This is a genomic window from Brevundimonas guildfordensis, from assembly GCF_014836405.1.
Lineage (GTDB): Bacteria > Pseudomonadota > Alphaproteobacteria > Caulobacterales > Caulobacteraceae > Brevundimonas > Brevundimonas guildfordensis.
This window is the reverse complement of record NZ_JACSQU010000001.1, coordinates 96,160-120,362: the sequence shown is the minus strand read 5'-3', so window position 1 is coordinate 120,362 and position 24,203 is coordinate 96,160. Positions and strand designations below refer to the sequence as shown.

The 24,203-nt window shown below is 68.5% G+C and carries 25 protein-coding genes; 7 read left to right on the top strand and 18 right to left on the bottom strand.

Annotation, left to right across the window (positions count from 1 at the left end):
- Positions 1 to 15: 15 nt before the first annotated feature.
- Genes H9656_RS00510 through crcB form a run of 5 tightly spaced genes read right to left on the bottom strand, consistent with a single transcriptional unit; the run spans position 16 to position 4,367 of the window.
- Positions 16 to 777, bottom strand: coding sequence for an ATP12 family chaperone protein (locus tag H9656_RS00510; protein ID WP_191742369.1), 762 nt, complete (start codon positions 775 to 777; stop codon positions 16 to 18).
- 9 nt (positions 778 to 786) lie between these two features.
- Positions 787 to 1,446, bottom strand: coding sequence for an HAD-IA family hydrolase (locus H9656_RS00505; protein WP_318240578.1), 660 nt, complete (start codon positions 1,444 to 1,446; stop codon positions 787 to 789).
- A gap of 28 nt (positions 1,447 to 1,474) precedes the next feature.
- The gene (locus H9656_RS00500; RefSeq protein WP_191742367.1) at positions 1,475 to 2,980 is read right to left on the bottom strand and encodes a putative 2OG-Fe(II) oxygenase; all 1,506 of its coding nucleotides are present in this window, start codon (positions 2,978 to 2,980) and stop codon (positions 1,475 to 1,477) included.
- On the bottom strand, positions 2,977 to 3,972 hold the full coding sequence (locus tag H9656_RS00495; protein ID WP_025977619.1) for an RluA family pseudouridine synthase: 996 nt from the start codon (positions 3,970 to 3,972) through the stop codon (positions 2,977 to 2,979). Before H9656_RS00495 ends, H9656_RS00500 begins: the two co-directional genes overlap by 4 nt.
- Positions 3,969 to 4,367, bottom strand: a complete 399-nt coding sequence (crcB, locus tag H9656_RS00490) for a fluoride efflux transporter CrcB (protein ID WP_191742366.1) — start codon at positions 4,365 to 4,367, stop codon at positions 3,969 to 3,971. Before crcB ends, H9656_RS00495 begins: the two co-directional genes overlap by 4 nt.
- Positions 4,368 to 4,410: 43 nt before the next feature.
- Here crcB and H9656_RS00485 point away from each other — a divergent pair, with 43 nt between their 5' ends.
- The gene (locus tag H9656_RS00485; RefSeq protein WP_225212165.1) at positions 4,411 to 4,848 is read left to right on the top strand and encodes a DUF2214 family protein; all 438 of its coding nucleotides are present in this window, start codon (positions 4,411 to 4,413) and stop codon (positions 4,846 to 4,848) included.
- 3 nt (positions 4,849 to 4,851) lie between these two features.
- Here H9656_RS00485 and H9656_RS00480 read toward each other — a convergent pair whose 3' ends face one another.
- From H9656_RS00480 to H9656_RS00460, 5 genes are all read right to left on the bottom strand, one after another.
- On the bottom strand, positions 4,852 to 5,346 hold the full coding sequence (locus tag H9656_RS00480; protein ID WP_191742364.1) for a CC0125/CC1285 family lipoprotein: 495 nt from the start codon (positions 5,344 to 5,346) through the stop codon (positions 4,852 to 4,854).
- Positions 5,347 to 5,425: 79 nt separating this feature from the next.
- Positions 5,426 to 6,151, bottom strand: a complete 726-nt coding sequence (locus H9656_RS00475) for an RluA family pseudouridine synthase (RefSeq protein ID WP_191742363.1) — start codon at positions 6,149 to 6,151, stop codon at positions 5,426 to 5,428.
- 11 nt (positions 6,152 to 6,162) lie between these two features.
- Entirely contained in the window at positions 6,163 to 6,615 is a 453-nt protein-coding gene (locus H9656_RS00470) for a hypothetical protein (protein WP_191742362.1), read from the bottom strand.
- Positions 6,616 to 6,705: 90 nt separating this feature from the next.
- Positions 6,706 to 7,146 carry a hypothetical protein gene (locus H9656_RS00465; RefSeq protein WP_225212164.1) on the bottom strand — a complete coding sequence of 147 codons (441 nt, stop codon included), beginning with the start codon at positions 7,144 to 7,146 and terminating at the stop codon, positions 6,706 to 6,708.
- 76 nt (positions 7,147 to 7,222) lie between these two features.
- Positions 7,223 to 8,521, bottom strand: a complete 1,299-nt coding sequence (locus tag H9656_RS00460; protein WP_191742360.1) for a replication-associated recombination protein A — start codon at positions 8,519 to 8,521, stop codon at positions 7,223 to 7,225.
- Between the two features lie 67 nt (positions 8,522 to 8,588).
- Between H9656_RS00460 and H9656_RS00455 the strand changes: the two genes are divergently transcribed.
- Complete coding sequence (locus H9656_RS00455; RefSeq protein WP_191742359.1) at positions 8,589 to 9,008, top strand: VOC family protein; 420 nt, start codon at positions 8,589 to 8,591, stop codon at positions 9,006 to 9,008.
- Between the two features lie 27 nt (positions 9,009 to 9,035).
- Here the strand turns inward: H9656_RS00455 and H9656_RS00450 are convergent, their stop codons facing one another.
- The 3 genes from H9656_RS00450 to H9656_RS00440 all read right to left on the bottom strand — a co-directional run bounded on the left by H9656_RS00450 (position 9,036) and on the right by H9656_RS00440 (position 13,129).
- The gene (locus tag H9656_RS00450) at positions 9,036 to 10,424 is read right to left on the bottom strand and encodes a Do family serine endopeptidase (protein ID WP_191742358.1); all 1,389 of its coding nucleotides are present in this window, start codon (positions 10,422 to 10,424) and stop codon (positions 9,036 to 9,038) included.
- 95 nt (positions 10,425 to 10,519) lie between these two features.
- On the bottom strand, positions 10,520 to 11,824 hold the full coding sequence (locus tag H9656_RS00445; protein ID WP_191742357.1) for a TCR/Tet family MFS transporter: 1,305 nt from the start codon (positions 11,822 to 11,824) through the stop codon (positions 10,520 to 10,522).
- A gap of 69 nt (positions 11,825 to 11,893) precedes the next feature.
- Positions 11,894 to 13,129 carry an alkaline phosphatase family protein gene (locus H9656_RS00440; protein ID WP_191742356.1) on the bottom strand — a complete coding sequence of 412 codons (1,236 nt, stop codon included), beginning with the start codon at positions 13,127 to 13,129 and terminating at the stop codon, positions 11,894 to 11,896.
- Between the two features lie 104 nt (positions 13,130 to 13,233).
- On the opposite strand from H9656_RS00440, the gene H9656_RS00435 reads away from it, so the two are divergent.
- Complete coding sequence (locus H9656_RS00435; RefSeq protein WP_191742355.1) at positions 13,234 to 14,133, top strand: ABC transporter ATP-binding protein; 900 nt, start codon at positions 13,234 to 13,236, stop codon at positions 14,131 to 14,133.
- Positions 14,130 to 14,993, top strand: a complete 864-nt coding sequence (locus tag H9656_RS00430) for a hypothetical protein (RefSeq protein WP_191742354.1) — start codon at positions 14,130 to 14,132, stop codon at positions 14,991 to 14,993. The genes H9656_RS00435 and H9656_RS00430 overlap by 4 nt, the downstream gene beginning before the upstream one ends.
- Before the next feature lie 117 nt (positions 14,994 to 15,110).
- Here the strand turns inward: H9656_RS00430 and H9656_RS00425 are convergent, their stop codons facing one another.
- The 3 genes from H9656_RS00425 to H9656_RS00415 are packed head-to-tail and all read right to left on the bottom strand — an operon-like array spanning position 15,111 to position 17,108.
- A complete protein-coding gene (locus H9656_RS00425) occupies positions 15,111 to 15,596 on the bottom strand; it encodes a GNAT family N-acetyltransferase (RefSeq protein ID WP_191742353.1) in 486 nt (161 codons plus the stop codon).
- Positions 15,593 to 16,150 (bottom strand): NADPH-dependent FMN reductase, encoded by a 558-nt coding sequence (locus H9656_RS00420; protein ID WP_191742352.1) that lies wholly within the window; start codon positions 16,148 to 16,150, stop codon positions 15,593 to 15,595. Before H9656_RS00420 ends, H9656_RS00425 begins: the two co-directional genes overlap by 4 nt.
- Position 16,151: 1 nt before the next feature.
- On the bottom strand, positions 16,152 to 17,108 hold the full coding sequence (locus tag H9656_RS00415) for a LysR substrate-binding domain-containing protein (protein ID WP_191742351.1): 957 nt from the start codon (positions 17,106 to 17,108) through the stop codon (positions 16,152 to 16,154).
- Between the two features lie 127 nt (positions 17,109 to 17,235).
- Between H9656_RS00415 and H9656_RS00410 the strand changes: the two genes are divergently transcribed.
- Genes H9656_RS00410 through H9656_RS00400 form a run of 3 tightly spaced genes read left to right on the top strand, consistent with a single transcriptional unit; the run spans position 17,236 to position 19,489 of the window.
- The gene (locus H9656_RS00410) at positions 17,236 to 18,108 is read left to right on the top strand and encodes a pirin family protein (protein WP_191742350.1); all 873 of its coding nucleotides are present in this window, start codon (positions 17,236 to 17,238) and stop codon (positions 18,106 to 18,108) included.
- Between the two features lie 59 nt (positions 18,109 to 18,167).
- Entirely contained in the window at positions 18,168 to 19,064 is an 897-nt protein-coding gene (locus tag H9656_RS00405) for a pirin family protein (RefSeq protein WP_191742349.1), read from the top strand.
- Between the two features lie 29 nt (positions 19,065 to 19,093).
- Entirely contained in the window at positions 19,094 to 19,489 is a 396-nt protein-coding gene (locus H9656_RS00400; protein ID WP_191742348.1) for an OsmC family protein, read from the top strand.
- Between the two features lie 47 nt (positions 19,490 to 19,536).
- Here the strand turns inward: H9656_RS00400 and H9656_RS00395 are convergent, their stop codons facing one another.
- Together H9656_RS00395 and H9656_RS00390 are read right to left on the bottom strand one after the other, a co-directional pair.
- Complete coding sequence (locus tag H9656_RS00395; protein WP_191742347.1) at positions 19,537 to 20,307, bottom strand: 2,3-dihydro-2,3-dihydroxybenzoate dehydrogenase; 771 nt, start codon at positions 20,305 to 20,307, stop codon at positions 19,537 to 19,539.
- Positions 20,304 to 24,194, bottom strand: a complete 3,891-nt coding sequence (locus H9656_RS00390) for a non-ribosomal peptide synthetase (RefSeq protein WP_191742346.1) — start codon at positions 24,192 to 24,194, stop codon at positions 20,304 to 20,306. The genes H9656_RS00395 and H9656_RS00390 overlap by 4 nt, the downstream gene beginning before the upstream one ends.
- Between the last annotated feature and the right edge of the window lie 9 nt (positions 24,195 to 24,203).

Below are 24,203 nucleotides of genomic sequence, written 5' to 3'. Positions count from 1 at the left end.
TTCCAGATCGGAAAGTTATCTGAGCGCCTCGAACCACCGCTGCAGCAATGAGGCTTCGGCGCGGTGGGCAGCGGTTCGGGCCGCCGCCACTTCGTCCACCCCCCAGCGCTCCTCGGTGAAGGCTTCGTCCAGCCGCGACAGGTCCAGCGCCGTCTCGCCCGACAGCGCCCCGCGCTGCACCGCCAGCCCCAGCACCGCCGAGCCGAACAGCGGCACGGCCGTCGCCAGACCCGTCAGGGCGAAGTCGTCCATCTCAAGAGCCAGGGCCTCGACCCGCGCCAGGGCCTCGGGCGCCTGGGGTCGGTGGATGATGCCCTCGACGGGATGCAGCTCGACGCCCAATTCGCGCGCGGCCCAGTCGCGCCACGGCCCCCACTCCGCATGCTGGCGCTCGATCAGGCCCGATGGCGTCTCGGCCAGATAGCAGAGCACGTCCGATCCGGCGTAGCGGGCGATCTCCTCGGCCACCGGCCCGCGCGTCTGGCTGACCCGGTCGATGGCGGTCGAAGCCAGACGGGTGGCGGGCATGGCGGCGGGCATCAGATGCTCGCCTTGATCGTTCCACTCCTCGGCCACCAGCCCCGCCGCGGCCTCGGTCGGCAGGACGATGGCGTTTCCGGCGGGCGTCTTGGGCGCGCGGCCGTCCAGAAGCACGATCCAGCCACCGTCGCGAGCCTCGACCCCCGCGGCTTTCCAGAAGCGCTTGATGCGCTCCTCGGATTCACGAAAGCCCTTCTGGGCGGCGACGTTGGGGTCGAGCGGCGGAATGTAGGTCATGACGGACTTCTAGGCGAACAACTTGGCGGAGGCGAAACGATCGAGCGCCGCCTCCAGATCAGGAAAGTCGGCGGCGATGTGCAGCGCGCCTGCAGCAGCCTGCTCCTCCACCGTGTGGAAGCCCCAGCCGACGCCCAGCGAATGCACGCCTGCGGCCACCGCCATCGCGATGTCGTGGCTGGTGTCGCCGATCATGGTCGTGGAGGCCGCATCCGCGCCGCAGGCGGTCATGGCGGCGCGCAGCATGGCCGGATCCGGCTTGCCCGGACCGTCCTCGGCGCAGTGGCTGGACAAGAACAGATCGCTCCATTCCGGCCGCGCCAGGTTGCGGGCCACCCCGCGCCGGTTCTGCCCCGTAGCCAGCGACAGCCGCCAGCCATCGCGCTTCAACCGTCGCAGCGTGTCCATGACGCCGGGATAGAGCGGCTCTTCATGGCCCGCCTCGTACATGGCGCGGAAGCTGGCCTGAAAGGCGGCGACGAAATCCGCCAGTTCGGCGTCCGTCAGCGACGGCTCCAGCACGTGCAGGGCGTGATGCAGGCTCAAGCCCACAATCTGGCGCACCCGGTCGTATTCCGGCTCGGGCAGACCCAGGACCTGCGCCGCCTCGCAGGCTGCGCGATGGATCGAGGCGCGGCTGTCGACAAGGGTGCCGTCTATATCAAACACGGACAGTGGAGCGTCGGAAGCGATCATATCAGGCAGGCAGGATGTCAAAGGCGACGGACAGGCGGGGCTGGTCGCCGGTAAAAGGCACGGTGCCGTGCCACAGGCAGGACGGGAACAGCACCAGCTTGCCGGGCTCGGGCTTCTCATAGCGCAGGGGGGCGAGCGGCCTGGGCGTGGGAAACGGCGGCTGACCCAAGGCCAGCCAGCCCTCGCGACCGCCCGCCTCGACTACCGGCGGCACGTCGATATAGCAGGCTGAGGAATACCAGCCCTTGGGGTGGATGTGGGGCTCGTGAAAGCCGCCGGGCGCCAGCCGCACCGACCAGCAGCCGTTCAGCCGATAGTCCCCGGAATTGCGGGCGCGCACCGGATCATCCCCTCGCCCTAGCCTGGCCAGCTGTCGCCGGATCGGTCCGTCGATGGCGAAGAAGAAGGCGCGGATGACCGGATCATCGACTAGCCGCAGGTCCACGGGCGTCTGCGCGCCGTGACGCAGGCTTTGGCCCAGCGGATGGTTGTCATAGGCGTGCTGAGCCAGCAGCGCCTTGCGCAGGTCGGCCAGATAGGTCGTCAGGTCAGGCCAACCGGGCGGCGTGTCGAGCACATAGGTCCCGACCAGCCCATCCATGTCGTCGAGGCCGAGGGCGTCGGCTTGCCCGGCCAGACGGCTGGCCGTGGCGTGCAGAGCCAGGACTTTCTGATCCGGGGTCGGCGCGCGCAACAGTTCGCGCAAGATGTCTCGCGCGCCCTCGACATCGCCTGACGCGATCAAGGCCTCGGCCAGATTGACCCAGGGATCCAGGGTGTTGGGCGCCAATTCGGTGGCCGCACGGGCGTGATCCGTCGCCAGGGCGGGATCGAACGCCAGAGCCAACTGTCCTGCCGCCAGCTCGACCGTCGCGGCCCTCGTCCCGCCTTCGCGTGCTCGCTGCGTCAACTCGGCCCAGGCGTCGCGCGGATCGGCGCCGCCGTACATCAGCACCACCGACAGACAGGTTAGAAGGTCGGGGTCGCCGGGCGCGCTCTTCAGCGACTCCAGAACCGGCGCCATCGCGGCGTCCAGGTCTCCCCCACGCATCCAGATCAGTTGCGCCAGTTCCCGCATGGCGTCGCCATAGGTCGGACGGCGCCGGACCGCTTGGCGATAGGCGGCCTCAGCCGCTTCATGCCGCGCGCAGCCGGACAGGGCGCGCGCCAGAACTAGCCAGGTCTCCGGCGCATCGCCGCCGTTGGCGAGGGCGCGCTCCGCCGCCTCTGTCGCCTCGACGTTGCGGCCCATGTCGCCGAGCAGGGCGGCCAGATTATGCTGGGCGAAGACGCTTTGAGGCGCCGCTGCAGCCTGGGCGCGCCGGATCGTTAACGCGTCCTCGAAACGCTCCATCGCCTTCAGCAGATCGGCCCGGAACGACAGGACGCCCGCGCGTTCGGCCGGCGGCGCCTGCTCCAGCTCAGCCAGCGCCCCGAGCAGGTCGCCCTGCTGAGCCAGGGCCTTAGCGCGCTGGAGGCGCATCTGAACCGCCGGACTTGCGCTCATCGCATCCGCCGCACGCCCTCGAAGGGATCTTCGTCAGCCTCGTCCTCGGAGAAGCCGAAGTGGTTGAAGCCGGCCTTCATCTCAGGACTCAGCGGCGCCTCGACGATCAACTTGCCCCCGCCGGGGTGGTCCAGCTCGATCCGGCGGGCGTGAAGCTGCAGCTTCAGCGGGCCGGAAAGTTCGCGCGACTTGTCGTCGCCGTATTTGGGATCGCCCAGGATGGGGTGGCCGATGGCGGCCATGTGCGCGCGCAGTTGGTGCGTCCGCCCGGTGAAGGGTCGCAGCGCCATCCACGCCGCGCGGTGGGCGGCGCGGCTGATGGTGGCGAAGGCGGTCTCGGCCGGTTCGGCCTTGGGGTCCTTGGGCTCAGCCGGGCGCATCATCTCGAAGTCATTGATGCCGGTCTTCTTCAGCGCCATGTCGATCTGGCCCGCCGAAGGCTTGGGGTTGCCGATGACGATGGCCCAATAGGTCTTCTTGGCCTGACGGCGGGCGAACGCCCCGGCCAGCCGCTTGGCCGCCTCTGGTCCCTTGCCCAGCAACAGCACGCCCGAGGTGTCGCGGTCCAGACGGTGGACCAGGCGCGGCCGGTCCATGCCCTCGCCCCAGGCCGACAGCAGGCGATCGACGTGCTTGGTCGTCTTGGTGCCGCCCTGCACGGCCAGGCCATGCGGCTTGTTCAGGGCGATGACCATGTGGTCCTCGTACAGCACCAGCGACTTGGCGTAGGCGATGTCGCGCTCGGTCAGTTCATGCAGGTCGCCGGGCTTGCGCGGGTTGGCCTCGGGCAGCGGCGGCACGCGCACGGCGGCGCCGGCGGTCAGGCGGTCCTGCGGCTTGACGCGCGAGCCGTCGACGCGGATCTGGCCGCTGCGGGCCATCTTCTCGACCTGGATATGGGTCAGGTGCGGCCAGCGTCGCTTGAACCAGCGGTCCAGGCGGATGTCGTCTTCATCCTCGGCGACATAGAGGGTCTGGACTTCGCGGCTCATGCGCCCACTCCGGTAAACAGTTTGCGCGCGATCATCAGGCCGACGAACAGAGCGGCGATGGCGAGGACCACCGAACCCGCCGCATAGACGAAAGCCGAGACGATTTCACGGCGTTCGATCATCAGGGCCGTGTCCAGTGAGAAAGCGGAAAAGGTCGTGAAGCCGCCCAGCACGCCGACGGCGGCGAACAGGCGGATGTTTTCCTGCCCCGCCCCCGCCTTCAACGCCAGCCAGCCGGTCAGCAGTCCCATCAGAAGGCCGCCCAGCACATTGGCGGTCAGCGTCGCCCACGGCCAAGCCGCGCCCGGAGCAAGGCGACCTGCCGCCAAGCCCAGACCATAGCGCGCCATCGCCCCTAGGCCGCCGCCGATCGCAACCAGCAGAAAACGTGTCATGGTCGCGGCTTATACTGTTCCGACATCATTTGCGAAGGCCGCCATGCACGACCTGATCCTCGCCATCCTGCACCACCTTCTGTTCCTGGGCTTGATCGTCATGCTGGCGTCGGAACTGGCGCTGCTGCGAACGCCGCAACCGCCGGTGAAACGTCTGGCCGGGCTGGATGCCGGCTATGGCGTCACAGCCCTGCTGGTCGTCCTGATAGGCGTCGGACGCGTGATGGGCGGCAAGGGCTGGGCCTTCTATGAAGCCAACCCCTTCTTCTGGGCCAAGATCGCAACCTTCGCCCTGATCGGCCTGATCTCCATCCGTCCGACATTGCTGATCCTGAAATGGCGCAAAGCAAGCAAGACCGAACCTGGCCATATTCCGTCGCAGGCCGAAACGACGGCCGCACGGCGCGCGGTCGCGCTGGAGATTCTGCTGCTGGTCCCATTGCTGGCCTTCGCCGCCGCCATGGCGCGTTGGCCGTTCTAGGCGTTACAGGCGTGGACGGATGGCGTCCTGCACGCCCCGCGCGTCATAAGCTTCGCGGCGGTCCGGGCGATTTCCCCGGCCCATGACGATCTCCAGCGTGGTGGATGTCGGCTGGGGGCCGCTGAGGTCGAAGCCCAGGCCGACGCCGACGCCCGAAGCGCGGTAGCCGCCGTACCGGCTGGAGCCGGCGCCGAGCGAAACGCTGGGGCGCACCCCGCCGGCGCTGTCAGGACGGCCGTCGATCCAGCGCTGGGTCACCTCAAACCAGTCATAGCCCCGATCAACCGTCAGCTGGGCGGCACGGTACAGGGCCATGTCCGCCACTGGACCGGCAGAGCCGACGCCCCTGTAGGTCACGCGGTAGCGATCACGCTCGATCTGCTGTTCGGAATAGCCTTGGCCGTTCGGCCCCATCTGAGGGCCATAGGGCGCCAGGCTGGCGCATGCCGTCAGGGCCAGGGCGGATGCGGCGATCGTGACGACGGCCAAGCGTTTCATGCGCGAGTCTCCCATACCCGAACAGCGTTCAAGCGCCCCGGATTGTTCCGCTGACAGGCTGAACGGGGGGGAGGACGGCCTAAAGCCCGGCCGCGGCGCGCAAAGCCGCGAAGTCTTGAGGCTCCGGCGCCTCGACCGTCACACGGCCGCCGTCGGGGTGGGGAAAACTCAGCTTCGTCGCGTGCAGCATCAGGCGCGGCGCCGCGCGCCCGGCGAAGGTCAGGGCGCCGCCATAGCGGACATCGCCGACCAGCGGACGACCAATGGAAGCCATATGGACCCGAAGTTGGTGCATCCGCCCCGTCTCGGGCGAGAGTTCGACCACCGCCCCATCCTGACTGGAGGCCAGAGTGCGGTAGCTGCTGGCGGCCCCTTGCGCGCCCGGCGCATCGAACGCCACGACCCGCATATAGCTTTCACGGCCGATCTCTTCGCGGCGCAGGGCGGAGGTGATGCGGCCGGACTTGGGTTCCGGCGCCTCCGCGACAAGCGCCAGATAGGTTTTCTGAAACTTGCGCATCTGCATCGCCTTGCCGAAAAAGCCGGCGGCAGGCTTGGTCTTTGCGGCCAGAATGACGCCCGAGGTGTCTCGGTCCAGCCGGTGGACCAACTCCGGCCGCTTGCCGTTCGAGCGAGCGAAGGCCCACAGCAAGTCGTCCAGCGTGTGAGCCTGAATGCGCCCGCCCTGACTGGACAGGCCAGACGGCTTGTTGAAGGCGATCAGATGCGCGTCTTCATGCACCACCCAGGAACGGACGGCGGCGATCTCATCTTCGGTCAGGGAAACAGGCTGGCGGGTCTTCACCCGCCGAGCCTTTAGCGGAGCGCGCCCGTCTTCGCCATGGTCCAGGCGTACCAGGCCAGGAAGGCGGCGATTAGGACGATAACAAAGGGCATCCACTCCATCATCGCCAATTCGGGGGGCAGAGCCGGCGGCGGGTTGATGAATTTGGAGTAGATGAGGCTGACCACCGCGCCCACCAAAGACAGGGCGAAGGCATGAACCGCCCAGCGACTGCGCGCCAGCAGCAGCAGCGACCCAATCACCGCGCCCCAGACACCGAGCGTCCAAGGCGCATACATCCATGCCGGCATGGCGTTGTAATAGGCGATCATCTCGTCGCCAAAGCCGGCCTCGCGCATATAAGCTTCGCCGCGCGTGGTGGTCTGCACGAAGTCGTAGCCGCCGAAGCCGTTCCAAAGCAGCGACACGACGCCCACCAGCCACACGTGCCAGGGCGTCGAAGGACGCCTTGCAATATCGACCATTGATCCCTCCCCAGGTTGCCGATGGAGGAGAGGTTACGCCCTAAATCCAGACCTTAACAATATGTCCTGCGATGCCGCTTCAAGCGCAGCCTAACGGATCAGACCCTTGCGCCGCGCCGCGTACGAATAGGTGATCTGAACGACGAAGATCAGAGTGACCACCAAGGTGAAGATCGTCCCGCCCGCGCCGATAACGTCGCGGCCGTTGCTCAACGCCAGCACATAGACCGCGTGCGCCAGCATGGCGATCAGTCCGGCGATGAACGCGTTGAACGCCAGACGGCGCCTCAGAAGCAGCATCAGCGCGCCTAGCAGGCCGCACCATACCGCCACGCCGAAGGCCACGTCGGTCCACAACGGGGCGGCTCGCAGATAGGCGACCTGCTCCATCGTCAATGCACCCCAATAGGCGGGCGCGCCGGTGACCTTCTGATACCACTGCCAGACGCCGACCCCGTTCCAGACCACCGAAGCGGCAGCGATCGCCCACAGATGCCAGGGCGCCGAAGGGCGCTTTGAAATATCGACCATCATTATTCCCCAAGCCGGTAAGCGTCGAAAACTACGCTGAGGCGTGCCAATACAACAAGCCTCGCGAAGCGTCGCCTTAAGGCATGCGCGCCCGCATCGTCGCCCAGCGCTCCAGCCGCGCCTTGACCTTCTCTTCATGGCCCTCGCCCTTGGGCTTGTAGAAGGTGCGACGCTCCATTTCGTCCGGGAAGAAGTTCGCGCCGGAGAAACCCTCGGGCGTATCCGGGTCGTACTGATAGCCTTTGCCGTAGCCGAGCGACTTCATCAGCTTGGTCGGGGCGTTGCGGATGTGCGCCGGGGGCATCAAGGAGCCAGTCTCGTGCGCCGCGCGCTTGGCCGCCTTGAAGGCTTCATAAACGCCCACGGACTTGGGCGCCGTGGCCAGGTGCACGACGGCCTGAGCCAAGGCCAGTTCGCCCTCTGGCGATCCCAGGAAATCGTAAGTGTCCTTGGCGGCGTTGGCGACCAGGATGGACAGGGGGTCGGCCTGGCCGATGTCCTCGACCGCCATGCGCACGATACGCCGCGCCAGATAGAGCGGGTCCTCGCCCCCGTTGAGCATCCGCGCCAGCCAGTAGAGCGCCGCATCCGGGTCCGAGCCGCGCACCGACTTATGCAGAGCGGAGATGAGGTTGTAGTGCTCCTCGCGCGACTTGTCGTAGACGGGCGCGCGTTTCTGCAGCACGCCGGCCAGGGCCTGCACGTCCAGCGGCTCGACCTCCGTCAGATCGAACAGCACTTCGGACATGGTCAGCAGATAGCGGCCGTCGCCGTCGGCCAGGGCAAGCATGGCCTGACGCGCCTCGGCCGTCAGCGGCAGGGGCTTGCCCATCAGCGCCTCGGCCCGGCCCAGCAGCAGATCCAGCGAGGCGTCGTCCAGCCGCTTCAGCACATAGACCTGGCTCCGCGACAGCAGGGCGCCGTTCAGCTCGAAGCTGGGGTTCTCGGTCGTGGCGCCGACCAGGGTGACGATCCCCTCCTCCACGAAGGGCAGGAAGCCATCCTGCTGAGCGCGGTTGAAGCGGTGGATTTCGTCGACGAACAGCAGGGTCTGCTGGCCCGCCGCCCGGCGCATCCGCGCAGCCTCGAACGCCTTTTTGAGGTCCGCCACGCCCGAGAAGACGGCGCTAATGGATTGATATTCATAGCCCGCCGCCCTGGCCAGCAGCCGGGCGATGGTGGTCTTGCCGGTGCCGGGCGGCCCCCACAGGATCATGGAGCCGAGGCGTCCGGCCTCGATCATGCGGCGGATCGGCCCGCCGGGGCCCAGCAGATGATCCTGCCCCACCACCTGATCCAGCGCTTGAGGGCGCAGGCGGTCCGCCAGAGGGGCGTCGGGGGCGTGTATGCCGGAGGCTTCGAACAAATCAGTCATGGAACAGCCTAGATAGGCGTTCGTTCGGGCGACTGCACCCGTTACAAGGCCTCTAAGGAGGAATCGCATGACAGACGCCAAGCTCGATCAGGAAACACGCGGCGGGGTGACGCCCCACCTGACCATTCCCTCGCGCGGCGGCGCCGCCGCCATCGAGTTCTACGCCCGCGCCTTCGGCGCCGAGGAACTGCGCCGCGTGCCCGCCGAGGATGGCGAGCGCCTGATGCACGCCCACCTGCGCATCAACGGCGGCAGCGTCATGCTGGCCGACGAATTCCCCGAATGGACCGGCGAGGCCGACATCGAGCCCAAGGGGGTGACCCTGCACCTTCAGGTCGACGACCCCGACGAGTGGTGGAACCGCGCCCTGGTCAACGGCGCCATTCCGGTCATGCCGCTGGAGAATCAGTTCTGGGGCGACCGCTACGGCCAGGTCCGCGATCCGTTCGGCCACCTGTGGAGCATCGGCGGACCGCAGAAGGGCTGATCGCCCCTCTGCGGCCGGAACGCCGGCTTAAGGCAAGCGGCCCGTCAAACGGCGCCCGCCGCGGACAATGGTCAACTCCGAGCCTCGCTGCGCGCGGCCCAGGGCGGCGACCGTGGTCACGGCGCGGCCGTCGATCTGCACCACCAGGTCGTTGGGACGCAGGCCGATACGGGCCGGGACGCTGTTGCGCTGCAAGCCCGTCACCACCACGCCGTTGGTGAAGGGATCGCCGCCCAGGCGATCGGCCAGGGCGGGGTTCAAAGCCACGCCCTGAAGTCCGGCCAAGGCTCCCTGCCCTACGACCGTCCCCTGCCCCGGCTCGGCGTCGCCCGGCAGGGTCGAGACGCGGGCGTTCAGCGTCTGCGTGCGGCCGTCGCGCAGCACGGTGACGGCGACGGTGGAGTTCGGCGACTTGGTGCCGACGCGGAAGTTCAGGCCGCCCTGATCATTGACCTCGGCCCCGTCGATGGCGGTGATGACATCGCCCTGATGGATGCCGGCGCGCGCGCCAGGACCACCGGCGTAGACGTCCGTGACCATCAACCCTTGCGGCCGCTCGAGCCCCAGACTGCGGGCGATGTCGGCGCTGACGGTGTCGCCCTTGACGCCCAGCCAGGCGCGCTCGACCGCCTTGGCGCCGCCGACAGCCGAATCCACGACCCGCTTGACCATGGCCGCGGGCACGGCGAAGCCCACGCCGCTGGAAGAGCCTGAACGCGAGAAGATCGCCGTGTTGATGCCGATCAGCTCGCCGTCCATGTCGACCAGGGCGCCGCCCGAGTTGCCCGGATTGATCGGCGCGTCGGTCTGGATGAAGGAGCCGGAATCGCTGATGCCCGTCTCGGTCCGGTTCAGCGCCGAAATGATGCCGTTGGTCACCGTCTGGCCGACGCCGAACGGATTGCCGATAGCAAGCACCAGATCGCCGACCTGCTGCTGCTCCTGATCGTCGATGCGCAGGGCCGGCAGGTCGCCGTCCAGATTCTCGAGCTGCAGCACGGCGATGTCGGACCGCTCGTCCGCCAGCAGCACCTTGGCCGGATACTCGCGTCGATCGTTCAGGGTGACGCGGATCTGCTGCATGTTCTGGATGACGTGGTTGTTGGTGACCACGATGCCGTCGGGCCGCACGATCACGCCCGAACCGATGGAGCCCGTCACGCGCGACTGCGGCCCGCCGCCGAACAGCTCGAAGAAGGGATCGCGCACCTGCTGCACGCCCCGCGCCGAGATGTTGACCACCGCAGGCGCGGCCTCGCGCACCACAGGGGCGAAACTGGTCTTCAGCGATCCTGCGTCGCGGGGGGCGACACGGGGCTGTTCGGCAAAGACGCCTTCCTGCGCCTTGGAGGGCTGCGGCTGGCCGCATGCGGACACGATCAGGGCGGCGGCGATGGCCAGTCTGGAAGTCTTCATCTCGTCCCGGTTCTACAAGCTTGGGCGTTGCATCCATTCCGCCTCGGCTTTTCGACAGGATCAAGGCCGTCGTTCGATCCGGGGCGCGGCGGCGATCAAACGGATGTGACCTCGTCCCGTTCCGCCCGGCGCGCCGTCAGGAAACCGATCAGCGCGCCCAGCGCCAGCACGGCGGACGCCAGATAGAAGGCCAGCCCCGGCTCGGACAGCAGGGCGCCGGCCGTGTCGGACATCGCCTGCAGACCCTGATCCGCCAGCCAGGTCGCCGCCTGCGCGCCGCCCTCGCCGGCCGAAACCGAATAGATCCAGCCGAAGAACAAAGGCGAGGCCACGCCGGCGATGGAGGCGACGCTCATGTTCGCGCCCTGTAACTGGCCCTGCTCGCTCTCGCCGACGCGGCGGGTCATCAAGGACTGAAGCGTCGGCATGGCTAGACCCCACAGGGCGTTGGGCAGCATGGCGACGATGAAGGCGACGCCCGTGGGCGCCCAGCCCATCAAGGCGATGCCGACCGCCCCTCCGGACAGACCGAAGATCATGGTCGCGCGGTCGCCGAACCGCTTGGACGCCGGTCCGACCAACACGCCCTGGACGATCATGTCCAGCACGCCGACCATGGCCAGCAGCGCCCCGACCTGCCACGGCCCCCAGCCGTAGCGCAGTCCCGCGTAGAGAACGAAGACCGCCGAAAAGACGTGGTGGGCGAAATAGAGCAGGAAGTTCACGACCGCGAGGCCCGCCAGCTCGGCGTGACGTTTCAGCAGGATCATGGCCCCGACCGGATTGGCGCGACGCCAGCTGAAGGGCATCCGCTTATCGGGCACCAGGCTCTCGGGCAGGATGAACAGGCCATAAAGGAAGGCTGCGCCCGACATGGCGCCCGCCGCCCAGAAGGGCACGCGCGGCCCGAATTCGCCCAGGAAGCCGCCCAGCACCGGCCCCAGCACGAAGCCGCCCGAGAAGGCCGCGCCGATCAGGCCATAGGCGCGGGCGCGTTTTTCAGGCTCGGTGATGTCGGCCATATAGGCGTAGATGGTGGTGAAGCTCGACGAGGTGACGCCCGCGATCAGACGCCCGACCGCCAGCCACCACAGGTTCGGCGCCAACGCCATCAGCACATAGTCCGCCGCCAGCCCCGCGCAGCTGATCAGGATGACCGGGCGACGCCCATACTGGTCCGACAGCGAGCCGATCACGGGCGAGGCCAGGAACTGCATCCCCGCCCAGAGGGCCACGAACACCCCGTTCAGCAGGCCCGCCTTGGCGTTGGAACCGACGAACTCCTCGATCAGATGCGGCAGGACCGGAATGACGATTCCCATGGCCACGATGTCCAGCACCGCGGTCACGAGGATGAAGGCGATGGCCGCGCGGCGGACCTTGGGGAGGTGCAGGGACATGAACGCTCGCGGAGGTGGACCGCCGTTCTACTCTCGCGCCCCTTTTCGGCCCACCCCTCGATCGGTCGCTCAGTGCTGCGTCACCGGCAGCGTGTCGTTCGGGTCACCGTCGCCGCGCGGCGCCGTTACGCCCAGCAGGCGGGCCAGGAAGGGTTGGACGTCGACGCTGTCCAGGTTCTGCATCCGCCGCCCAGCGATGACGCCGGGACCGTGGGCGATGAAGACGGCCTGCATCTCGGGCGCGGCGTTGTCATAACCATGGGCGCCGCCGGACCGGGTGACCGGACGCGCCTTGGTCGCCAGCAGCCAGCCGGGCTCGGACGCGCAGACGATGGCCGAGACGCGCGGGTTCGAGCCCAGCGCCAGACGCGCCGGGATCTCGCTCTTGCGCCAGCAATCCAGGTGCGGGTGCGAGCCCAGCAGGGCCTGCTCCACCTCGGCCTCGCGGCCCGCAACGGGGTTCAGGAAGGTGACCGCGCCCGAATAGACGATCTGCACCGCCTCCGGATCGATGAGGTCGTCCAGCACCGTCACCCGCTCCGGCGAGGTCGCCGCCATGCCGTGATCCGACACAATGACCAGGATGGTGTTCTCATACAGCCCCCGCGCCTTCAGCCCGTCGACCAGGCGGCCGATGGAGGCGTCGACCGAACGCAGGGCCTCCAGTGTCTGGGGCGCATCCGGGCCGTGGTTGTGGCCCATGGTGTCGACGATGTCGAAATAAAGGGTGGTCAGCGCCGGTCGCTGGGCGGCGGGCAGGTCCATCCAGGTCAGCACCTGATCGACGCGGACGTCGCCCGGCATCGACTGGTCAAAGGGCGTCCAATAGCTGGGGCGCACGCCGCGGATGGCGGCCTCGGACCCCGGCCAGAACATGGTGGCGGTCTTCACGCCCTGCCGCTCGGCCGAGACCCAGATCGGCTCGCCCTGATCCCACCAGCGGCGGTCGGCGACCGCCTGCTTGTTGCCCAGGGAGAAGCGGCCCAGTTCGGCGTCGACCATGTTGTTGCCGACGATGCCGTGGTGGTCGGGATGCAGCCCCGTCACCAGCGTATAGTGGTTGGGGAAGGTCACGCTGGGGAAGGACGGTTTCATCGGCCCCGATGCTCCCTCCGCCGCCAGTTGCGCCAGCACCGGCGTCGCGCCGCGCGCCAGATAATCCGCGCGGAAGCCGTCGATGGAGATCATGATGACGTTCGGCGCCTGGGCCGTCTCGGTCACCGGCTCTGACGGCGTGGTGGCGCAGGCCGCGACGCCCAGCGTCAGAACGGCGACGCGCGCCAGGCCGAACAGGCGATCAAACATAACAACTCCCGAGAAACCGACTTTCGCGAACATTGCCTAAGCTTAATCCGCGACAGACAGAAGACGGCTTGCCGGTTTTTCAACTGCGGGCCACGTTCCCATTCATGACCAGCGTTATCGAAACGAGCGGCCTGACCAAGACCTATGGCCCGGTGCGCGCCCTGGACAGCCTCAGTCTCAGCATACCGCGCGGCGGGGTCTACGGTGTGCTGGGGCCGAACGGCGCAGGCAAGTCGACCCTGTTCCGCATCCTGCTGGGCCTGATCCGGCCCACGGCGGGCGAGGTGCGGGTGATGGGCCAGCACACCGGCGATCCGGCCGTGACCCGGCGCATGGGCTCGATGATCGAGACGCCGCGCTATCCGCCCTATCTGACCGCGCGTCAGGCTCTGCGCTGGCTGGCGCTGGCGCACGGCATGGGCGCTGAGGCCGAGACCGACCGCTGGCTGGATCGGGTCGGCCTGTCCGAGGCGGCCGACCGCAAGGTGCGCGGCTTCTCGGTCGGGATGATGCAGCGGCTGGGCGTCGCCGCCGCCCTGATGACCCGGCCCGACCTTGTGATCCTGGATGAACCGACCAGCGGCATGGACCCGCCCGGCATTCAGGAGATGCGCGCCCTGATCCGCAGCCTGGCCGACGACGACGGCGTGACCATCATCCTGGCCAGCCACCAGCTTCTGGAGGTCCAGCGCGTCTGCGACCGCGTCGCCATCCTGAACCGGGGCAAGCTGGCGGCGGAAGGCAAGGTCAGCGACCTGACCGCCTCGGGCGAGCGGCTGCGGCTGGCCGCCACGCCGCTGGCCAAGGTGATGGCGGTTCTGGGCGAGCGCGGCAGCGTTCAGGACGACGCCGTCATGGCCGCCGTGCCGCGCGCCGAGGCCCCTGCCCTGCTGCGCGCCCTGATCGAACAGGGCGTGGACATCGACGAGGCCCGCTGGGTCGGCGCCGATCTGGAAAGCGTCTTCATGACTGAAACCTCTTCCGTCGAGGGAGGCCGCCCATGATGCTGGCCGACGCCATCCGCGCCGAAACCTGGCGCCTGCTGCAGAACCGCACGGCGATGTTCTGGAGCGTCGTTTTCGTGCCCCTGATCTCGCTGGGGCTGGCGACCGCGAGCTTCCTGTTCATCCGGTCCAAGATGGACGGGGCGATGCAGACCCTGCCGGTCGAGCTGAAACTGACCGCCAGCGCCGTCGATCTGGGCCAGTCGCTGGTCGATGCGGCGGGCGGGCTGGCCAACCCCGGCGTGCTGGCCTTCCTGCTGATCGGCGCGGCCACCGTCTTCGCGGGTGACTACCGCTGGGAGACCTGGCGTTTGATCACGGCCCGCAACACCCGGCCGAACCTGATCATGGGCAAGGTCGGTGCGGTCAAGCTGATGACCCTGGTCGGCCTGATCCTTCTGCTGCTCGCCAGCATGGGCGCCGATGTCGCCAAGGGCGTGATCTTCGGGCGCAGCTTCACCTTCGGCTTCGGAGGAGAACAGGCGCAGGCGTTCGGCCTGCTGGCGCTGCTGTCCTATGTGCGGGTGGTGCAGTTTCTGCTGCTCAGCCTGCTGGCGGCGATGGTGACGCGGTCGCTGCTGGCGGCGCTGTTCGTGCCTCTGGTCATCGGCGTCGGCCAGTTCTTCCTGGCCAAGCTGAGCCCGCTGTTCGGCTGGCAGATGGGCGACTGGGCGACCATGCTGCTGCTGCCCGGCGACGCCTTTGAACTGCTGAAGGTTCTGATCAAGGGCGGCATGGAAGCCGCCCTCGTCCCCGCAGGCGCCGCCTGGCGCGCCATCGCAGGGCTGGCGCTGTGGAGCTTCGGCCCCTTCCTTCTGGCCCTGGCGTGGTTCCAGCGACAGGACCTGTCGAAAGAGTAGAATCTTTCCTCCCCACTGCGTGGGGAGGGGGACCGCGTAGCGGTGGAGGGGCTTAGGGCTGCGGAACCAAGCGGCCCCTCCGTCTCGACGGCTACGCCGCCGATCCACCTCCCCATGTCATGGGGAGGAGAAACCCAGCGCCTTCTCCATGAAGACGTCAGCTCGCACATAGGGCGTGTCGCGCGGCGGCAGGCGGACGAAGCCGAAGCTGTCATAGAGCGCCAGCGCCGGGCCGAGCGTCGAACTGGTCTCCAGATAGAGGCGATGCGCGCCCGCCTCACGCGCCGCCGCCTCGCAGGCGTCCAGCAGGCGGCGCGACAGCCCCTGACCGCGCGCGGACGGCGCAATGGTCATCTTGGCGACCTCATAGCCGCCGTCGTCCATCGCCATCAGGGCGCAGCAGCCGACGGCCTGCCCCGCCTGCTCGACAAAGAAGATTCGGCCGCCCGGCGTCAGGATCTGGCCTTCAGGATCGCCCAGCACCTTGCGGTCCTTGGCTTCGATGGCGAAGCCGCCCTCGGCCAGCCAGGCTTCGTTCAGGGTCCGCCAGGCGTCGCGATGCTCCGGGCGATAGGCGACGATGACGAAGGCTTCCCCGCTCATGCCGAAGCCCCCCGGCAGTGATCCGCAAAACCGGCGACGAAGGCGGTCAGGCGACGGCGCGTATCCGCGTCGATCAGGCGGCCCTCGGCGTCAAAGGCGTCGCCCGCGCGCGTGACCATCACCCTCGCCCCGAACCAGGGCGCCGAGCCCAGGGTGCGCAGCACCGGCAGCCAGGCCGCCTGGCTCATCAGCGTCCCGAACAGCCCGGGCGAGGCGCCCAGCACCGCCACCGGCCGCCCGCCGAACACGCGCCCGATGTCCGAACTGGGTCGGCTCAGCCAGTCGATGGCGTTCTTGAACGGGCCGGGGATGGAGTTGTTGTATTCCGGCGTGAACAGCAGCAGGCCGTCGCAACCGGCGATCAGATCCTTCAGCGCGACCACGGCCTCGGGCAGGCCCTGCTCGGCCTCCAGATCGCCGTCATAGAGAGGGATGCCGTGGATAGTCGCGGCGATCAGTTCCACATCCGGCGGCGCCGTCTCCTGCGCCGCGCGCAGCAGGGCGCTGTTGTAGGAGGCCGCCCGCAGGCTGCCCGACAGTCCAACCAGACGCATTTCAGTCCTTCGTCTCCGCTAGCGTCGCCGTATCGGGCGACGACAGCCTTTCGCCGTGAATTCGCTGCTCAGCGCAACCCTCGACCAGAAAATCCAGCAGCATCCGCACCGAAGGCAGCAGCCCGCGCCGGGACGGAAAGACCGCGTGGACGATCCATTTCTTCGGCCGCCAGTCCGGCAAAAGGTCGACCAGCCGTCCCCCCTCCAGATCGTGCATCACCGCCACGCTGGGCAGCAGGGCCACGCCCAGACCCTGAAGCGCGCCCTCATGCAGCATGTGCAGGTCGTCGGTGACCAGACGCGGCGCATGGCGCACAGAGGCCGTCATGCCGTCCTTGTGGGTCAGGGCCCACACATGGTCACGGTGCGCCGGGCCGAAGTCCAGACTGGGCCAGTTCGCAAGGTCCGCCGGGCCGGCCGGCGCCCCCATGCGAGCGATCAGGTCAGGGCTGGCGACCAGACGATGCACGCTCTCGTCCAGTTTGCGCATGACCAGATCGGTCTGTTCCAGCGGCGGCTCGCGGACGCGGATGGCCAGGTCAAAGCCCTCGCCGATGACGTCCACCCGGCGGCTGGTGCTGTGAAGCTGCACCTCAAGTTCGGGATACAAGGCCATGAAGCGGACGATCAGCCCGCTCATCTGATAGGTCAGCAGGCCCGGCGCGCAGGCGACGCGGATCGTGCCGCACGGCTCGGACCGGGCGCCGTCGATCAGGGCCTGCGCCGCCTCGGCTTCGACCAACATGGCCAGACAATGCTGGTAGTAGGCCTGACCGATCTCGGTGACAGAGAACTTGCGCGAGGAGCGCTGGATCAGCCGCGTGCCCAGTTGGTCTTCAAGCGCGGCGATGCGGCGGCTGAGCTTGGATTTCTGCATCCCCAGCGCCCGCGCCGCCGGGGCGAAGCCGTGGTGATCCACCACCTGCACGAAATAATAGAGGTCGTTGAGGTCTCTCATCGTTCTATTGATAGGACGCAGCGAGGCGATCTCGCAATCTGTCCCTGTCGGCGTTCCAACGGCATAAGGTCGCCAACGCGATCGGCCTCTCCTCCTGACGGCTGATCCAACGAATGGAGACTAGACCATGAAGAAGGTTCTGGGCCGTTACGGCAACGAGCGCGGCCACTGGGTCGGCGACGGCTTCCCCGTCCGTTCGCTGTTTTCCTACAACGCCGTGGGCAAACAGGTCAGCCCCTTCCTGCTGCTCGACTACGCCGGTCCCTACAACTTCGAGCCGACGACCGAGCGGCGCGGCGTGGGCCAGCATCCGCACCGCGGCTTCGAGACCGTGACCATCGTCTATGACGGCGAGGTCGAGCACCGCGACTCGACCGGTCAGGGCGGGATCATCGGCCCCGGCGACGTCCAGTGGATGACGGCGGGCGGCGGCATCCTGCACGAGGAGTTCCATTCCCCGGCCTTCTCGCGCACCGGCGGGCCCTTCCGCATGGTTCAGCTGTGGGTCAACCTGCCCGCCAAGGACAAGATGACCCGCCCCGGCTACCAGTCGATCCTGAACGCCGACATTCCGTCCGTCGCCCTGCCCGACAACGCTGGGACCGCGCGGATCATCGCCGGCGCGATGGACGGCTCGAAAGGCCCGGCCACGACCTTCACTCCCATCAATGTCTGGGACGTGCGGTTGAACCGGGACGCCGAGACGACGCTGGATCTGCCCGAAGGCCACACGGCCATCGTGGTGGTTCTGTCGGGCCATGTCACCGTCAACGGCGACCAGCCCGCGGGCGCCGCCGAGGCCCTGCTGCTGGACCGTCAGGGCGACAGCGTGAGCCTGAGCGCCGATGCGGACTCGACCCTGCTGATCCTGACCGGAGAGCCGATCGACGAGCCCATCGTCGGCTATGGCCCCTTCGTGATGAACAGCGAGGACGAAATCCGCACCGCCATCACGGACTTCAACAGCGGCCGCTTCGGCGACATTCCCGCCGCAGCGTGACAGACTGAACAACAGGCGGCCCGGCCATCGCCGGGCCACCGCCTTTCAAGGAAGCCTCCATGATCGAACTCGTCATCGACCAGCGCCGGAAAGACCTCGGCGGCTTTGAAGTCGGCCGTGTCCTGCCCTACGCTAAGCGGCGCATGGTGGGCCCGTTTGTCTTCTTCGACCACATGGGGCCGGTCGACATGCCTGCGGGCATTCCCAAGACGGTCGACGTGCGCCCCCACCCGCACATCGGCATCTCGACCCTGACCTATCTGTTCGACGGCGAGATCACTCACCGCGACAGCCTGGGCGTGCAGCAGGACATCCGCCCGGCCGAGGTCAACTGGATGACCGCCGGCAGCGGCGTCACCCACTCCGAACGCTTCGAGCGCGCGCGGATGGAAGGCCTGCGCCTTGAGGGCATCCAGGCCTGGGTCGCTCTGCCGAACGGTCAAGAAGAGATCGATCCGTCCTTCCAGCACGTCGTCCCTGGCGACCTGCCGACCTGGATCGAGAACGGCGTCAAAGGCCGTCTGGTCGCGGGCGAGACCATGGGCATGAAGGCGGGCGTCAGCACCTTCTCGCCCCTGCACTACATGCATCTGGAGCTTGAGCCCGGCGCTCGGTTCCAGACCCCGACCGACCATGCCGAGAGCGCCGTCTACGTCGTTCAGGGATTGGTCGAGATCGACGACGGCAGGCCCGTGGGCCACGGCCAGATGGCGGTGCTGTCCAAGGGATCGCCGTCGGTCATCCATGCCCTGCAACCGACCACGATCATGGTGCTGGGCGGCGAGCCGGTGGGCGAACGCTTCATCGAGTGGAACTTCGTGTCGTCGTCACAGGACCGGATCGAACAGGCCAAGGCCGACTGGCGCGCCGGGCGCATGAAGCTGCCCGACATGGACGATCAGGAGTTCATTCCCCTGCCGCCGGACCGCACGCCGCCTCCCCCGCCCATGTCCTGATCATCTCCTGAACAGAGAGAGCCAGCCTCATGGCCATCGCTCACGCCAACATCGGCGCCGCCCGCTATCGGACCACGATCCGGACGGGCGGCGACCTTCAACACCACCTGACCGCTGACGAGCCGCAACGGCTGAACGGCGGCGATGATGGGCCTGCGCCCTTCGACCTGCTGATCTCGGCGCTGGGGGCCTGCACCGCCATCACGCTGAAGATGTACGCCGAGCGGAAGGACTGGCCGCTGGAAGCTCTGGACGTCCAGCTCGAATATCTGGGCGGCGAGAACCCGCCCCGGATCGAGCGCGTCCTGACGCCTGTCGGCCCGCTGGATGAGGCCCAGCGCGCACGCCTGGCTGACGTAGCCGAGCGCACGCCGGTCACCCTGGCGATCAAGAACGGGGTCCCGGTCAACACAAGGCTGGCGTAACGCCCCGCCGTCGCTGGACCTGCGTTTTCGGCAGGTCCGGCGGCCGCTCAGGCGCGCAGGGTGGCCCCGCCGTCGACGTACAGGTCGGTCATGGTGATGTGGGCGGCGCGGTCGGACAGCAGGAAGACCACCGCCTCGGCGATGTCCTCCGGGGTCGCCAGTTTCTGCAGCGGAATGCCGGCCTTGAATATCTCCGGCGAGCCGGCGATGACTCGTGCCGCGCCGTCTTCATCGGCCCACATGCCGGTCTGCATCGACGTCAGGGTCGAGCCGGGGGCGACGACGTTGCAACGGACGCCCTTGGGGCCCAGCTCCAGTCCGAGAGAGCGGGTGAACATGGTCGCAGCCGCCTTGGACGCGGCATAGGCGGCCAAGCCGTGTCGCGGCACGCCCGCCGCGTTGGAGCTGACGGTGACGAAGGCCCCCTTGCCTCTTGCCCCCATCCGACGCGAAACCTCGCGCCCCAGATGGAAGACCCCATCCGCATTGACCGCAAAGACGCGGCGCCATTCGGCGTCAGAAGTCTGATCCACCGTCACATTGGACAGGACGCCCGCCACGCTGGCGACGAAGTCGATCGGGCCGTCCTCGGCCTCGATGCGCTCGAACAGGGCCTCGACCGCCGCTCCGTCGGTGACGTCCAGCGGCTCGACCCGCACGCCGTTCAGGAAGGCCAGACCCGACAGGGCGGTGGACGGCAGATCAGTGGCGACGACGCGCGCGCCCTCCTCGACCAGCAGGCGCACCACGGCGGCGCCGATGCCGCCGCCCGCGCCCGTGACCAGGGCCAGACGGCCAGACAGTCCGCTGTCTCTCATCGTGCGATCTCCTCAAAAGCGGTCATGCGGGCGTCCAGCGCCGGGGCGATCAGGGCCGTCGCCGCCGGGCCGGTCAGTTGCGGGTGCAGGAAAGGAACCTCGACCACGTCCAGGTCGGCGGCGTAGGGGCGCCACAGGCCGGGCGTCAGGTCGCGCTCCGTGTGATCCAAAGCCGCGCGGACGTGGGTGGTGCGGCCGCTGAAGGGCTTGTGGTGGTGTTCGCGGACCAGCCGATTGGTGTCCATCACCACGCGGATCACCCCGTCCAGGGCCGCCTCGGGCAGGCCGCCCAGCGCGCTGTCGCCCGCCTTCAGGAAGGCGAGGATGGCCGCGCGGCTGCGCAGCTCGGGATACTGGGTCGGGTCGTAGCCGGCGATGGCCAGAAGGGCGCGCAGGGCGTCCACCGGGTCGGGCTCCGGCTCGGCGCGCCAGCACTCGGCCGGATAGGAATCCAGCATGGCCATCAGGCCGACCTTGACGCCGCGCCGCTCCAGTTCGACCGCCGCCGCCTGGGCGATGATGCCGCCGACGGACCAGCCTGCGATATGGACCGGGCCGGAAACGCCCAAGGCCAGAATGTGATCGACATAGACCGACGCCAGCGCGTCGATCCCGTCCGGCAGGGCGTTGGTCGGGTCCAGCGCGGGCGACTGCACGCCCCACACCGTGCGGCGCGGCGACAGGGCGCGCGCCAACGTCCGATAGCCCCACGACAGCCCCCCCGCCGGATGGATCAGGAACAGCGGCGGCAGGGCCGGATCGCCCTCGGCCAGGCGGATCAGCACGCCCAGCCCGTTGTCGAAGTCCAGGGCCTCGGCGTCGATCAGGGCGGCCAGTTCCGCCACGCGCGGCCGGTCGAACAGGGCGCCCAGCCCCGGATCGCGCCCCAGCCGCTCGCGGATCAGCATCATCAGGTGGACCGCCAGCAGGGAGTCGCCGCCCAGGGTGAAGAAGTCGTCGTCGGCGCCCGCCGGTTCGGCCCGGCCCAGCGTCTCGGCGAACAGTTCGGCGATGATCTTCTCGGTCGGCGTCTCGGCCGCCCGGCCTGCCGCCGCCTCGAACACCGGGGCGGGCAGCGCCTTGCGGTCCAGCTTGCCGTTGGAGGTCGTCGGCAGGGCGTCCAGCGCCACGATGGCGGCGGGGACCATGTAGTCGGGCAGGCGCGCGGCCAGCTTCGCCTTCAGGGTGGCGGGGTCATACCCCTCGGCCGGAACCAGATAGGCGACCAGACGGCGCTCGCCGGGACGGTCTTCGCGGGCCAGCACCACCGTCTCGCGCGCCAGACCGCTGGCGATGACGGCGGCTTCGATCTCGCCCAGTTCGATGCGCAGGCCGCGGATCTTCACCTGATGGTCGCTCCGGCCCAGATAAACCACCGCCCCATCGGCCCTCCTGCGCGCCACGTCGCCGGTGCGATAAAGTCGCTGGCCCGGATGGTGCGGGTCGGGGATGAAAGCGGCCTCGGTCAGGTCCGGCCGGTTCACATAGCCGCGCGCCAGTTGAACGCCCCCCAGATGCAGGTGCCCGCCCATGCCAGGCGCCACGGGGCGCAGCCGCTCGTCCAGAATGACCAGCCGCGTGTTCCACACCGGCCAGCCGATGGGCATGGGGCGCGACGTATCGTCCGGCCCGGCGGACCAATAGCTGACGTCCACCGCCGCCTCGGTCGGGCCGTAGAGGTTGTGCAGTTCGGCGCTCACCGTCTGATGGAAACGGTCGCGCAGTTCGGCGGGCAACTCCTCGCCGCTGCAGAAGACGTGGGCGACCGCGACCCCCCTGGCCGCCGGATCGGCCAGAAAGGCGGACAGCATGGAGGGAACGAAATGCAGGTCGGTGATCGCATGACGACGGATCAGCCCCGCTATGGCCGCCGGATCGCGGTGTGCGCCGGGCGGGGCCACGACCAGTTCGCCGCCCGAAATCAAAGCCAGGAAGAACTCCCACACCGACACGTCGAAGGTAGCGGGCGTCTTCTGCAAAATGCGGGTGTGGGCGCCGATGCCGTATTCGGCCTGCATCCACAGCAGGCGATTGACGATGGCCCGATGCTCGATCAGCACCCCCTTGGGATCGCCGGTCGACCCCGAGGTGTAGATGACATAGGCGGCGTCCTCGCCTCCTTGGGCGACGGCAGGCGCAGGCCCATCCAGCGGCCAGTCGGCGGGGGTCAGCAGGGCCTCGCCAAACGCGCCGCCGATGTCTTCATGGGCCAGCACGACGGTCGGCCCGGCGGCGCGGACGATGGCGGCGATGCGCTCGGCCGGATGCTCCAGATCGAGCGGCAGATAGGCCCCGCCTGCACGCAGGGTGGCGACGAGCGCGATCACCAGTTCCAGCGAACGCGGCAGAGCGACAGCGACGAGGCTCTCGCGTCCCACGCCGCGCGCCGCCAGCGCCGAGGCCAACGCCGCCGTGCGGCGGTCCAGTTCGACGTAGGTCAGGGTCTTCTCGCCGAAGGTCAGCGCCGAGGCGTCCGGCGTCGCCTTCATCGCCGCCTCCAGCAGGGCGGTCAGCGTCGTGTCGGGGAGCGGGTGGGCGGTAGCGTTGAAAGCTTCGAGTTCGCGAGCGGCCTCTTGCGGCGTGGCGATGGGGACTTCGCCCAGCGTCTCGGCATCCAGCGCGTTGGTCAGGAAGGCGGCCAGACGCTCTGCGTGTGCGGCGGCTTCGTCCAGCGTGTAGAGGTCGGGGTTGGCGTCGACTTCCAGCGTCAGAGCCGGGGCGGCGTCGCCGCGGAAGGTGAAACTGATGTCGTCTACCGGGCCGGTGCCCAGCACCTTCAGCGTCGTGTCCAGCCCTGCAAAACGCGGCGGCAGGTCGAACGGCAGGACATTCACCAGCGGCCCATACAGGCGCCGCGCCCCGCCGATCAGGCCCAGGTCGCGCCGCAGCTGCTCGCTGCGGTAACGGCCGTGGCGGCGGGTCTTGATCAGGGCCTTGGAGGCGACGATCAGCTGCTCGTCCAGCGGCGCGTCCTCGTCCAGCGTCAGACGCAGCGGCGGGACGTTCATGATCATGGCGGGCGTGCGCGCCGAGGCGCTGCCCATGCGGCCCATCCACGGCACGCCGATCACGGCCTCTTGCGCGCCTGAGAAGCGGCGAACATAGGCGGCGCCGATGGCGGTCAGCACATCGGGCCATGACAGGCGCCCAGCGTCGGCGCGGGCGCGCAGGCGGGCCGTGACCTCGGGCGGCAGGGCGCGCTCGATGCGGTGGAAGCGGTGGGCGGTGGTCGCCTTGCCGGGCGCCAGCGAGGCCACTTCAGGCGCGTCGCCCATGACCTCGCGCCAGTAGGCGGCGTCGGCCGTGCGCTTGTCCGAGACGCGATAGGCGGCGTCTTCCTCCCACACCTTGGCGATAGGGTTGTACGCCGGGCCGGGCGCCGCGCCGCCGCGCGCGGCGTTGTAAAGCTCAGCTGTGCGGTTGGTCAGCAGGGCCATGCCGAAGCCGTCGGTGGCCAGGTGGTGGACGCGCAGGCTCCACAGGAAACGCTGCGGCCCCATGCGGAATAGGATGTTGGCGGCCAGCGGATCGCGCGCCGGATTCAGCGGCGTCTCGTGGTCGCGGCGCATGGCGGCCATGGCGTCGGCGACCGGATCAGCCGCGTCGGACACGTCGACGATCTGGAGCAACGGCCGATGGGTCGGGTCGATGGTCTGGAAGACCTCGCCGCCCCGCTCGACAAAACGCAGCGACAGGGCTTCGGCCTCGGCGGCGGTCTGATCGACAGCGGCGCGGAAGGCCTCGACATCCAGATCGCCCCGGATGTCGAGATAGTGGGCCGTGTTGAAGATCGGATTGGCAGGGTCCAGCCTCTGGGCGAACCACAGGCCGGATTGAGCCTCCGTCAGCGGGTATTCCAGCGCCGCCGCGATGCGTCCGTCGTCCATGATGTCAGG